A 12,284-nucleotide genomic window follows, 5' to 3' on the forward strand; every position below is an offset into this window, starting at 1 on the left:
AGGATAATTCGTAGATACACTCAGCAGATCGTCGATGAGCGGCGGACGGTTCTGCATGTTTCGACCATTGCTGGCGGCTCTTGCGTTTCTCAGTTGGCTGGCCGCCCCTGCCTTCGCCCAGCAGCCACAGCGCAGCGAATGCCTGGCGATGGCCAACGCGGCACCGCAGGCCATGCCGGTTGCGTTCCGGCCCGCGGCCGGCACGGCCGAGGTCGAGATTACCTATGCCGGCCATTCCACCTATTTCATCGACACGCCCGGCGGCTTGCGCATCGCGACCGATTATAGCGGCGCCTACCAGGTCGGGCCGCTGCCCGACGTCGTGACCATGAACCGGGCCCACAGCACGCACTACTCTCTGTTTCCCGATAAGCGCATTCCTCACGTGCTGCATGGTTGGGGCGAGGACGGCAAGCCGGCGATCGTGTCGGAGCGCATCAGTGACGCCTTCATCCGCAATGTCACGACCGACATCCGCCGCTATTTCGGCGACGACGCCGGCACCGACATGATCCGCGACGGCAATTCGATCTTCATCTTCGAGGTCGCCGGCCTCTGCATCGGCCATCTCGGCCACCTCCATCACAAGCTCGACGACAGCCATTTCGCCCAGATCGGACGGCTCGATATCGTGATGGTGCCGATCGACGGCACCTACACAATGTCGCTGGACGGCGTCTCCGAGATCACCAGGCGGCTGCGCGCTTCGGTGGTGCTGCCGATGCATCGCTTCGCCACCCCGCTCGACGATTTCATGCGCCGGATCGGCCAGCAGTTCGAGATCGACCGGCGCTCCGAGCGGTCGTTCCGGATGTCGCGGGATGCGCTGCCGTCGAAGCCGACGGTGATCATCCTCGACGGTGTCTGAGGCGCAATTTTCTCCAAGCCTTCTGCCGTCTTTCGGTGCTGATCTCCTCGCAACAGGAGATCGACATGAACGACTTTGCGCGACTATTGCACGCCGATGGACCGAATTCCGAGCACGCCGCGGCGCTGCAGCTTTACGGCCGCTTTGTCGGCGATTGGGACGCCGAAATCACGGCGCACGGCCTCGATGGAACCAAACATACCGCGCGCGGCGATATCCATTTTGGCTGGGTGCTGGAGGGACGCGCGGTCCAGGACGTCTGGATCATCCCGCGTCCCGCAGGCTCTCAGGCCTTTCCGATTGCCGGCAATTGGTACGGCACGACGCTGCGCGTCTACGATCCGACCATCGATGCGTGGCGGATTTCCTGGTTCGATCCCGGACGCAGCGTCTTCCGCCAGCAGATCGGCCGGCCGCGCGGCGCCGACATCGTGCAGGAAGGCACGACGGAGGCCGGCGAACTGACGCGCTGGAGCTTTACGGAAATCACCGGCGATTCCTTTCACTGGCTCGGCGAGGTCAAGCCATCCGCCGTGGCCGATTGGCGGCTGATGGTCGATGTGAAGACGGAGCGGCGGAAGAGCTAAAGACCTGATGGCTGTTGGTTGAAGCCGCGGGCTCCGGGCTCGCTGCAACCTCTCCCGCTTGCCGGGGAGGTCGGCGCGCAGCGCCGGATGGGGCTTTCTCCGCATCGGGAGTGTCCCATTGCGGAGACACCCCCACCCCGGCCCTCCCCACAAGCGGGAGAGGGAGCGCACGTGCTACGCCGCTGCTGTGGTGCTCTGAGCAATACGCGCTGCTGTGCGTGCGTGTGAGATGTTAGGCTCCGCCCTCAAAAGACAACAGGGAGCGGACACCGATGGCTGCAAGCAGCGTGCCCGGCAATACGAGCGGGCTGTTCGTCGAGCCGCGCGAGGACTGGCTCGCGCTGCATCAGGAGGAGACCATTGATCCCTTGCGACCGATCGTCGATCCCCATCACCATCTCTGGAATCGCGGCCACCGCTATCTGATCGAGGAAATGGCGGCCGACATCGCCTCCGGCCACAACGTCATCGCGACCGTCTATGTCGATTGCCGCTCGATGTATCGCGCGCATGGGCCGGAAGCGTTCCGGCCCGTCGGCGAGGTCGAGTTCGCCAACGGCGTCGCCGCGATGAGCGCGAGCGGCGCTTACGGCAAGGCGGCGATCTGCGCCGGCATCGTCAGCCACGCCAATCTGCTGCTGAGCGAGGCCGCCAAGCCGGTGCTGGAAGCAGAGATCGCCGCCGGCAATGGCCGCTTCCGCGGCATCCGGCATTCCTCGGCCTGGGACGAAGACCCCGTCGTCGCCGGCATGTATGCGAACCGGCCGAAGGGGCTGTTGCAGGATCCAGCTTTCCGCAAAGGCTTTGCCTGCCTGGCCCCACTCAACCTCAGCTTCGATGCGTGGCTGTTCCATCCGCAGATCGGCGAGCTGACCGAGCTTGCGCGCGCCTTCCCCGACACCAGGATCGTGCTCGACCATTGCGGCGGCCCGGCCGGCGTCGGCCGCTTTGCAGGGCGGCGCGAAGAGGTGTTTGCACAATGGCGCGCCTCAATCCGCGAGATCGCGACATGCGAGAACGTGGTGGTCAAGCTCGGCGGCCTCGCCATGTGCCTGCTCGGCTACGACTTCCACTTGCGCGACAGGCCGCCGTCATCCGAGGAGCTCGCCGCGGCCTGGCGGCCTTACGTCGAGACCTGCATCGAGGCGTTCGGACCCAAGCGCGCGATGTTCGAGAGCAACTTCCCGCCGGACAAGGGCCAGTGCAGCTACCAGGTGATCTTCAACGCCTTCAAGCGCATCGCCTCACCCCTGAGCGAGGCCGAGAAGACCGCGCTGTTCTCGCAGACCGCCACCGACGTCTATCGGCTCGCGCTGCCGTCATGACGAGAAGAGGGGCCGGGATGTTGATCCCGACCCCTCTTCCGTCGTGGCCGCTGGGAAGCGTTCTTGAATTGAGATTATTGTTTGAGCATGATCTTTTCGGAAAACCGCTGCACACTTTTCCAGATCATGCTCTAGCCGGCACCCATCAGGGAGGCCGGACGGCGCTCGCCGGTGGAGGCGAAGATCTTCTTCAGCTTGTTGACGGCGCGGATCAGGAAGCCGATCATCACGGGATTGGTCTTGCGGCAGAAGGCGATCTTCTTGACGTGGCCTTCGACATGCCATTTGGCATGCGCGCCGTCGCGGAAGAAGATCACGTCGCCGGGGCCGTAGCGCTTGGGCGGCATGCCGTCGCTTTCGAGCACGATCGATCCTTCCATGATCATGATCGTCTCGTCGATATCGTAGTACCAGTTGAAGCGGCCTTCGGTGCACTGCCAGATGATGGTCGAGGCGGTGCCGTCGGCACTGGTGGACAGGATGTGCGAGCGCGACACGGGATTGCCCTCGATAATCCAGGACGGCTCGATCGGCCGCAGCTCGAGCTCGACATTGCAACTACCGATTTCAATCAATGCGCGCGACATCTTCTTCCCCAGCGGATATATAAAAAATTGCCGGGTCTCGGCCCGGATTGTTTCGAAAGATGCCGGGAACGCTAGTCATCGGTTTTTAATTCTTTCTTACGCAGGCCCCGACAATCAGCCGGAAGTTGCAGGCGCGAAGCGGTTAACGCGGCGATTTCCCTGCAAATTCGAGCACATGAACCGATCTTTTCCGGGGTGCGACAAAGTGCGCGGAAGCATAAAACGGAGCCACGCCGATGCCCCTCACGCCCGAGGTTCTGACAGCCAATCGTGAGGCCGTCGCCTGGCTGGTCAGCCTCGATGTCTCCTTCGCGCCGGACGAGGAGCCCTGGTTCACCATCGACGGCATCGAGACCCCCCGGCAGATCGGCAGTGACGGCTCCGGGGGAGCGTTCGTGCTGCTGCCGCCGCAGAATGTGCTCTACGTCTCATCGGAGGGCCGCGCCGGAATTATCGCCGATACGTTCGAGGCGTTCGTCCAGCTCGTCGTCGCCCGTCCCTATTGGCTCGACATCCTTAAGTTTTCCGGCGGCGGCGACCTCGCGGAGATGCGGCGTGCGGCGGAGGCGCTGGAGGCGACGCTCGACGACGAGGACGAGATCAACGAGGCTCGCGAGGAGATCCTCAAGAGCCTCGACATGGACGAGGCGGACGATCCCGTCGGCGCGCTCTACGAGGCGATCGCTGCTTCCGACGCCATCGTGCGGGCCACCGACGGCAGCCCGTTCACGACACTGTTCAACCGCTTCAGCATCGACAACAATCCGATGCTGCGCAACGCGGCGGCGTGAGTTGAATTACGGAACATGCCCGGCCTGCATGGTTCGAGACGCGCCGTAAACGGCGCTCCTCACCATGAGGATCCAAGATGTCGCAACAGACCAAGACCTCATCCTGAGGAGCCCGCCAGCGGCGGGCGTCTCGAAGGATGGCCGCAAGACGCGCTACTTCGCCCACTCGCCCTTGCGGAATACCGGTACCTTGCTGCCATCGGGCAAGATGCCGTCGATATCGGTCTCGGCCGAGCCAATCATCCAGTCGATATGGATCAGGCTCTGGTTGCCGCCTTGCGCGGCGATCTGCTGCGGGGTGAGCTGCGCGCCGTTGACGAAGCACTTCGAATAGCACTGGCCGAGCGCGATGTGTGACGCTGCGTTCTCGTCGAACAGCGTGTTGTAGAACAACAGCCCGCTCTGCGAGATCGGCGAGGAATGCGGCACCAGCGCCACTTCGCCGAGGCGCCGGGCGCCCTCGTCGGTATCGAGCACCTTGTTCAGCACCTCTGCGCCGCGCGAAGCCTTTGCATCGACGATCTTGCCGTCCTCGAAGCGCACCGCGATGTTGTCGATCAGCGTGCCCTGATAGGACAGCGGCTTCGAGCTCACGACATGGCCGTAGACGCGGCGGCAATGCGGCGTGGTGAAGACCTCTTCGGTCGGGATGTTGGCGTTGCAGCTGATGCCGTTCTTGGAGAGCGAAGCGCCGCCCTCCCATTCGTGGCCGTCGGCAAGTCCGATGGTGAGGTCGACCCCCGGTCCGTTGTACTGGAGCGCGCGGAAGCGCTGGCCGTTGAGCCAGTTGGTACGCTCGCGCAACACCGCATTGTGGCTCGCCCAATTGCCCATCGCGTCCTCGCGATCGACACGGGATGCCGCGAAGATCGCATCCGCGAGCTTGCCGATCGCGACATCCTCGGGATCATCAGGGAATACCTGCCTGGCCCAGGACGGGCTCGGATAGGCGATGATGTTCCAGTTGGTGTCGAAATTGACGATCTTTTCCAGCGCAGGCTGATAGGCCATCGAATTCGCCTTGCTGGCGCGCGCCACCTTGGAAGGATCCTCACCCGACAACAGCATCGGATTGTCGCCGACGATGGCGAGCCGCGCGGTGTTGTCGGAGAACGCCTTGGCCATGCCTTCGTAGAGCCAGCCGGCGGCGCGATCGAAACTGTTGTCGTGGCCGTGGCGATAGCGCGCCAGCGTCATCTCCTCGTCCGACAGGATCGGTGTCACGATGCCGGCGCCGGCCTTGTAGGCATGCACGGCAATCCGCCGCACCAGCGGCAGCGCGATCGCGGGCGCCGTCAGAAGCAGATCCTGTCCCGGCCGCAAGCCCAGGCCCACCTTCACCGCCACCTCGGCCAGCCGGTCGAGCTTCACGGGATCGATGGGAGTGGCGGAATTGCGGTGATCAGTCATGCGGGGCCCTCTGCCGAAAGTCTCTCGTTCAATCTAAGTCTAGCATCGCGGGACGCAAGTGCGCGAGCACCTTGCGACATGGGGAAGATACGCAGTTTCACGCATTTTGGTTTTCAACGCGTTGCCGATTTCAGCACCCGGTCAACCATGGCGGGCGCGAGCCCGAGGTAATTTTTCGGTGAGGTGAGCGCCTCGATTGTGGCACGATCGATGCGGCTCGCTATCCGGGAGTCCACGGACAGTGCATCGGCCAGGCTCATGCCCTTCTCGTTGGCCTGACGGCAGGCGTCATAGACCACGTCATGGGCCTCCTGCCGGCCGAGCTGCGGCGCGAGCCCCATCATGACCGCTTCGGCCACGATCAGGCCGCGGCTGACGGCGAGATTGTCGTTCATCTTCGCCTCGTCCACGATGAGGCCTGCGAGTGCGAACTTCGCCTGGTGCAGCGCGCCGGCGGTCAGCACGAAGCTCTCCGGAATCGCCATCCATTCGGCGTGCCAGGGGCCCGTGGCGCGTTCGAAATCCTGCACCATGGCATCGAGCATCAGGCCGGCGTGCTGGCGCACCGCCTTAGACGCCGCCAGCATCAGCTCCGACGAGATCGGGTTGCGCTTCTGCGGCATGGTCGAGGAGGCGCCGCGTCCCTTGACGAAGGGCTCGTAGACCTCGGCGAACTCGGTTGAGGCCATGATCATGATGTCGAGTGCGATCTTGCCGAGCGAGCCGGTGGCGAGCGCGAGAAAGTTCACGGCTTCTGCAAAGCCGTCGCGCGCGACGTGCCAGGTCGAGACGGGAATGCCGAGCTTCAGCTCCGCGCAGAGCGCCTCCTGCACCGCAAAACCCTTGTCGCCGAGCGAGGCCAGCGTGCCGGCGGCGCCGGCGAACTGGCCGACCAGCACGCGCGGCTTCAGTTGCGCCAGACGCTCGGCATGGCGGTCGAACATCGCGAGCCAGATCGCGGTCTTGTAGCCGAAGGTCACCGGCAGCGCCTGCTGGAGATGGGTGCGGCCGGCCATCGGCGTATCGCGATATCGCTTCGAGAGATCGGCGAGGATGCGGCGGAGTTCGGCGATGTCGTGCTCGACGATCTCGAACGCGGCGCGCAGTTGCAACACCACGGCGGTGTCCATGATGTCCTGCGTGGTCGCACCCCAATGCACGTAGCGGCCGGCCTCGCCGCACTGCTTCACCATCTGATGCACCAAAGGGAGGATCGGATAGCCGACGATGTCGGTCTCCTGCCTGAGCAGATCGAAATCGAGCGCGGCAACGTCGGTCCGCGCCGCGATCTGATCGGCGGCCTCCTGCGGGATCACGCCGCACTTCGCCTCAGCCTTCGCCAGCGCCACCTCGACCTCGGCGTAGCGAGCCACCAGCGCGACGTCGGAGAACACCTCCCGCATCTCGGGCGTACCGAAGGCGTCGCGGAACAGCATGGAATCGAGCACGGTGGTGGAGGCAGGAAAAGCGGGCATCGGCGTTTCTTCGTGGTTGGTGTTTGTGTGGGCGACAGCTTACGCAGGGCACGCGGTCCGGCAAAGGACATTCGCGGCTCGTCGCACATTCATAAGGTGTCCTGGTTCGCTCGCCAGGACTCCGATAGGGGAGCATTGCGCTAATGTCTCAACGCCGTATTGCGAGGAGCCCTTGCGACGAACCAATCCAGGCTGTCTCCGCCGGGAGAATCTGGATTGCTTCGCGGAGCCTGTTACCGGGCCGCGCTTTGCGCGGCCCGGTGGCTCGCAATGACGAGGGAACGTATGCGTAGCCCGCATGAGCGAAGCGATATGCGGGGACGACCGACCCCGGATGTCGCTTCGCTCATCCGGGCTACAGCCACGCTCCGGTGCCTCAGGATGACGGTGTTGGATGAGCGAAGATGATCTCCTTGGCAACCCGCCCACCCGCAAACGGCATGGCTGCCATCACGCGATCGCGATGAACCAGGCGGCCCCTTAGGCAGACTCACAGTTTTCGACCCAAATTTTCATTTTGTCGTTTGCTGTCCCAATTCGTAATGAGGCCTGAGTTTCGACGTGCAGTTTCTGTTCCGGGACCACCTTCTCGATACCGACCGGCGCGAGCTGAGCCGCGAGCAGGTTCCCGTTGCCGTGGAGCCGCAGGTTTTCGATCTCGTCGTCCACCTCATGCAGAACCGCGACCGGGTGGTCAGCAAGGACGAGTTGATCGACAAGATCTGGCACGGGCGCAGCGTCTCCGAATCCACCTTGACCAGCCGGATCAACGCGGCGCGCAAGGCCGTCGGCGACAGTGGCGCGAGCCAGGCGTTGATCCGCACCATCGCCCGCAAGGGCTTTCGCTTCGTCGGAGATGTCGAGGCCAAAGGTAGCACGATGGGTGGCGCGATCGCGCCGGAGCCCGGTTACGCCGCACGGGTGCAGCGCGCCGCACTCGCGCTTCCCGAGCGGCCGGCGATCGCCGTGCTGCCCTTCACCAATATGAGCGGCGCGGCCGAGCAGGATTATTTCTCCGACGGCATCAGCGAGGACATCATCACCGCGCTGTCGAAGCTGCGCTGGTTTTTCGTCATCGCGCGCAACTCCTCCTTCGTCTACAAGGGCCGCGCCGTGCACATCCGCGAGGTCGCGCAGGAGCTCGGAGTGCGCTACGTGGTCGAAGGCAGCGTGCGGCGGAGCGGCGAGCGCCTGCGCATCTCGGCCCAGCTCAACGACGTCTCCACCGGGAGCCATCTCTGGGCCGAGCGCTACGACCGCGAGCTCGCTGACATCTTCGCCGTGCAGGACGAGATCACCGAGGCGATCGTCGCCGCAATCGAGCCGCAGCTCTATGCCGCCGAAAGTTTTCGCGCCGAGCAGAAGCCGCCGGGGAGCCTCGATGCCTGGGACCTCGTGATGCGCGCCTTGTCGCATTACTGGCGCAGCACGCGCGAGGACAATGCCGCCGCGCAAGGACTGCTCGAAAAGGCCGTCGCGATCGATCCCACCTATGGCAAGGCGCTGGGCCTGCTCGCGACCAGCCATATCTTCGGCGCGCATATGGGCTGGGCCGACATGGCCGCGACGGTGCCGATCGCCGAACGCGCGGCGCTCGCGGCGGTGGAGGCCGATCGCGAGGACGCTTGGGCCCATCACGGTCTCGCCTACACCTATCTGTTCCGCCGCCGCTTCGACGACGCGCTGGCGGAGTTCGAGCTGGCGCTGACGCTCAACCCGAACTTCGCGATGGCGCACGCCTTTTACGGCGTGACGCTGTGCTACGCCGGACGATGGCAGGAGGGCGACGCCGCCGCACGTCGCGCGCTGCGGCTGAGCCCGCGCGATCCGCTCGCAGCGATCTATTGCGGGGTTGCGGCCTATGCCCGGTTCGTCGGCCGTGACTATGACGGAGCTGTGCAGATGGCGCGGGAGTCGATGCGGCAGCGCGGCGATTTCGTCGGCGCGCACCGCGTGCTGACGGCCGCCGCCGGGATGTCAGGAGATCCGGTGCTGGCGGCCTCGGCCCTGGAGGGCCTACGCCGCGCCCAGCCCGAGGTCTCGCTCGCCTGGATCACGCGCGAGCTGCCGATGCTGCGGGACGAGGATCGTGCGCATTATCTCGAAGGATTGCGGCGCGCCGGATTGACGTGACGGCGGCGCGCCTTCTCCCATCGCAGCCGCGATCGCAAGCTAAGGCGCTAATCGTCGTCGGACCCAAACAGCCTGATCTGCGGGAAGCCACCGCGCGGCCGGCCGGCGTAATCGTGCGCATCGGAATCCTCGCGGATGTTGCGCGCGACGTCGTCCCAATCGGTGCGGTCGCGCAGGCTTCGTTGCTCGCGACCCTCATAGTAGTGGCGGCGCTCGGCCCAACGCTCGCGGCGCTCCATCCGGCGCCGCTCGGACGCCGCGCGCTTCACGTCGGACTCCCTCGCCTTGGCATAGGCGTTCTCGGGTGAAGAGGCCGGGTCGGCCGATGCCTGCTGCTCAGCCGGCTTTGCGGCTTGCGGAGGCGATGCGATTGCTGGCCTCGACTGTTCCTTGGACTGTTCCTTGGACTGTTCCTTGGACTGTTCCTTGGGCGGCTCGAGCGCGGCCGCTTGCGAAGGCGGCGGCGCCGGCGGTCCGGCATTCGCCTGAGTGGTCTGCGTGTCGGGCTTTACAGCTTCCGGCTTCGCTTCGGCTTGCGCCGGCGCGGCGATCATTGCGCCGAAGGCTTGCGAGCCGGTGAGATAATTGACGCGTTCCGAAGGCGCGCTCGTCTGTGCCGGCGCGCCCGCGGACTCCGCGCGCTGCGCCATCTTGCTGGTGTCCGGGCCCTGTTTGGACGCGACCGGGTTCATGATGTTGCCGGCGACGATGCCCCCGCCAAGACCGATGGCAATGGCCGCGATAATGGTTCCGGCACCGACGAAATAGGCTGTCGAGGCGCGCATTGATCCACTCCCTCTTTGGGGCGAGCAACGCACGTTGATTGCCAGATGTTCCTGATGCAGGAGCGGTTCCCGGAGGAAACCCGCGTGTCAGATCTGCTGCGCGACTTTTTCAAGCCCGATGAGGCGGGCGAGCTTGCGCACTTCTTCCTTCTGATCGTCACGCAGTTGGAACAGCAGCGGCATGGCTGCCGACTTCAACTGCTGGACCTCGTCGCAATTCGGATCGATCTGCGCGCTGGGTGGCGCGTTCGGATTGGAGAGCTTGTTGGCCGAGATCTTGCGGACAACGTTGCGCAGCGCAGTCTCGACCGAAGGCCAGTAATATTCCTGCGACGAGGACAGCTTCAGGCGATCCCTGATGCCGGAGATTTGTGCGTCGGACAGCAGGGTATAATGTTTCTGCGGCTGCGGCTTGGCCACGACCTTCGGCTTGGCCGGAACTTCGACGGCAGGAACTTCAGCCGCCGCGGGCGCTTCGGACAGGCTCGACGCCTTGGGCATCGGGAAATCGGATGGCGTGGCGGCGGCAAAGGCCTGGCGCAGCGGCTCGGCCAGTACGGGCGCCCGCGAAAGCCTGTCGGCCGGCACCTGGACCGGCTCGATTGCGGCCGAAGCCAGGGCCAGAGTCGGAACCAGACGGTCAGCCTTGGCGGCGCGGTTGGTGGCGAGCGGCTTGGCCGGAGGCGTCTGCGCGATCATCTCTTCGCTGACGCTGGGCACGCTGTCCCGGCCAAGAATGGCGGTGGTGGCGGCACCCAGGACGAGGAAACAGGTCAGCACAACGATGGTGATGGCTTTGGACAAACGTCTCTCCGCGCCCAACTTCAAGTCCACGTGATCACTGCCCGACAACTGGGCGATAATTAAGGCTTAACCGTGCCATCGCGGCGGCAATCGCGCGGACTGCGGCGACATCGCCCGGAAAATTCAAGGAAATCAGGCAGCTGCCGAAAGGTCGTAGGCGTCCTGGATGTCGGAGACGATCTCCGAGGCCTCCCACACCGCGCGCGGCTCGACCGATTGCAGCGTCACCGTCCAGTTGCCGCCCCGGCGGGTGCGGGGGACGCTGACGATGTCGAAACGGACGTTGCGGCACAGCGGGTGACGCGCCAGCGCATGAGCGACGCGGACGCGGATTTCGTCCAGCGAAGCCGCTGTCTTGCTGTTGAGAAAATCGAAGTCCATCGCCTGTCCCTCTCGGCCCTGGTTGGTGGCCGTAAGGGGATTCTTGGCCGGCGTTGGTTAATCTGCCGTTAAATAAGGGGAGCGGAGGAGCCCGGGATTAACCGTGATCCACACCGTCGTGGCCGGGCTTGACGGGCTGCGCCCTACGGCCCGCCCGCCGCACGATATTCGGCGAGCGTCCGCGCAACCAATTCGTCAACCGCCGGCACGTCCGTCACCCCCGAGGTCGAGTGGCCGCCGCTCCAGATGTCGCGCCAGCGTTTTGGCCGGCTCTCGCGCGCGGCAACGTCGATGTCCTCAGCGATGTCGATCGCGCCGCGTGCCGGGAGATCGTCGGGATCGAGGCCGGCGGCCACGATCGACGGCCTCAGCATGCTGGTCTGCAACCCCGTGAACGCGGTGGTGAGCAAAATGTCGTCGGCGCAGCTCTCGACCAGCATCCGCTTGTAGCGTTCGTCCGCCATGCTCTCGCGGGTCGCGATGAATTTCGTTCCCATATAGGCGAGATCGCCGCCGAGCACTTCGGCCGCGTGCAGCGAACGGCCGTCGCTGATGCCGCCGGCGAGCACGATGACGCCGTCGTAGAATGCGCGCACCGCGCGGACGAAGGCGAACGGATTGAGCCAGCCGGTCTGCCCGCCCGCGCCCGCCGTGAGCAGCACGAGCCCATCGGCACCTGCTTCCGCCGCGCGTTCGGCATGGCGGATGGAAGCGACGTCCGCCAGCACCAGCACGCCGGCATCGTGCAGCGGCTTCAACACGGGCTCGGGCGAGCCGACCGAGGTGATGACGATCTCCGGCTTGTGCCGCAGCAGCACGGCAAGATCCTGCGCGAGCCGTGCATTGGAGCGGTGCACGATCAGGTTCGGGCAGAGCGGTGCTGGCTTGCAGCCGGTTTGATCCTGATGCTGCCGCAGCCGCGTATCGATCTCGGTGAGCCATTCATCGAGCTGCTCCGTGCTGCGGCAATTCGCGGTGGGGAAGCTGCCGATCACGCCGTTGCGGCAGGCCGCGACCATGAGCTCGACGCCCGATACCAGGAACATCGGCGCTGCGATCAGCGGCAGAGCGAGACGATCGCCGAAGCGTTGCAGTCGATCTGATGGCACGCAAATCTCCTCGTCACGCTTGCCTCCCG

At 64.9% G+C, this 12,284-nt stretch carries 12 protein-coding genes; 5 read left to right on the forward strand and 7 right to left on the reverse strand.

Annotated features, from left to right (window positions below):
• Window positions 1-55 precede the first annotated feature (55 nt).
• The 3 genes from RAD10_RS00585 to RAD10_RS00595 all read left to right on the forward strand — a co-directional run bounded on the left by RAD10_RS00585 (window position 56) and on the right by RAD10_RS00595 (window position 2,780).
• On the forward strand, window positions 56-868 hold the full coding sequence (locus RAD10_RS00585; RefSeq protein WP_461615906.1) for an MBL fold metallo-hydrolase: 813 nt from the start codon (window positions 56-58) through the stop codon (window positions 866-868).
• Between the two features lie 65 nt (window positions 869-933).
• A complete protein-coding gene (locus tag RAD10_RS00590; protein ID WP_461615907.1) occupies window positions 934-1,455 on the forward strand; it encodes a hypothetical protein in 522 nt (173 codons plus the stop codon).
• A gap of 272 nt (window positions 1,456-1,727) precedes the next feature.
• Window positions 1,728-2,780: an amidohydrolase family protein gene (locus RAD10_RS00595; protein ID WP_461615908.1), complete on the forward strand. Its 1,053-nt coding sequence runs from the start codon at window positions 1,728-1,730 to the stop codon at window positions 2,778-2,780.
• A gap of 131 nt (window positions 2,781-2,911) precedes the next feature.
• Here RAD10_RS00595 and RAD10_RS00600 read toward each other — a convergent pair whose 3' ends face one another.
• Entirely contained in the window at window positions 2,912-3,367 is a 456-nt protein-coding gene (locus RAD10_RS00600) for a cupin domain-containing protein (protein ID WP_461615909.1), read from the reverse strand.
• 236 nt (window positions 3,368-3,603) lie between these two features.
• On the opposite strand from RAD10_RS00600, the gene RAD10_RS00605 reads away from it, so the two are divergent.
• Entirely contained in the window at window positions 3,604-4,158 is a 555-nt protein-coding gene (locus RAD10_RS00605) for a hypothetical protein (protein WP_461615910.1), read from the forward strand.
• 153 nt (window positions 4,159-4,311) lie between these two features.
• On the opposite strand, the gene RAD10_RS00610 is transcribed toward RAD10_RS00605, so the two are convergent.
• Both RAD10_RS00610 and pcaB read right to left on the reverse strand, forming a co-directional pair.
• A complete protein-coding gene (locus RAD10_RS00610) occupies window positions 4,312-5,568 on the reverse strand; it encodes an aminopeptidase (RefSeq protein WP_461615911.1) in 1,257 nt (418 codons plus the stop codon).
• 113 nt (window positions 5,569-5,681) lie between these two features.
• On the reverse strand, window positions 5,682-7,043 hold the full coding sequence (pcaB, locus tag RAD10_RS00615) for a 3-carboxy-cis,cis-muconate cycloisomerase (RefSeq protein WP_461615912.1): 1,362 nt from the start codon (window positions 7,041-7,043) through the stop codon (window positions 5,682-5,684).
• A 561-nt stretch (window positions 7,044-7,604) separates the two neighbouring features.
• Here pcaB and RAD10_RS00620 point away from each other — a divergent pair.
• Window positions 7,605-9,176 (forward strand): winged helix-turn-helix domain-containing tetratricopeptide repeat protein, encoded by a 1,572-nt coding sequence (locus tag RAD10_RS00620; protein WP_461615913.1) that lies wholly within the window; start codon window positions 7,605-7,607, stop codon window positions 9,174-9,176.
• A gap of 47 nt (window positions 9,177-9,223) precedes the next feature.
• On the opposite strand, the gene RAD10_RS00625 is transcribed toward RAD10_RS00620, so the two are convergent.
• The 4 genes from RAD10_RS00625 to RAD10_RS00640 all read right to left on the reverse strand — a co-directional run bounded on the left by RAD10_RS00625 (window position 9,224) and on the right by RAD10_RS00640 (window position 12,255).
• Window positions 9,224-9,961 (reverse strand): hypothetical protein, encoded by a 738-nt coding sequence (locus tag RAD10_RS00625; protein ID WP_461615914.1) that lies wholly within the window; start codon window positions 9,959-9,961, stop codon window positions 9,224-9,226.
• A gap of 87 nt (window positions 9,962-10,048) precedes the next feature.
• Window positions 10,049-10,765, reverse strand: a complete 717-nt coding sequence (locus tag RAD10_RS00630; RefSeq protein ID WP_018321331.1) for a hypothetical protein — start codon at window positions 10,763-10,765, stop codon at window positions 10,049-10,051.
• Between the two features lie 132 nt (window positions 10,766-10,897).
• Window positions 10,898-11,146, reverse strand: coding sequence for a hypothetical protein (locus RAD10_RS00635; protein WP_461615915.1), 249 nt, complete (start codon window positions 11,144-11,146; stop codon window positions 10,898-10,900).
• A gap of 143 nt (window positions 11,147-11,289) precedes the next feature.
• On the reverse strand, window positions 11,290-12,255 hold the full coding sequence (locus tag RAD10_RS00640; RefSeq protein WP_461615916.1) for an NAD(P)H-dependent flavin oxidoreductase: 966 nt from the start codon (window positions 12,253-12,255) through the stop codon (window positions 11,290-11,292).
• Between the last annotated feature and the right edge of the window lie 29 nt (window positions 12,256-12,284).

The sequence above is a fragment of the Bradyrhizobium sp. 23AC genome, assembly GCF_054863025.1.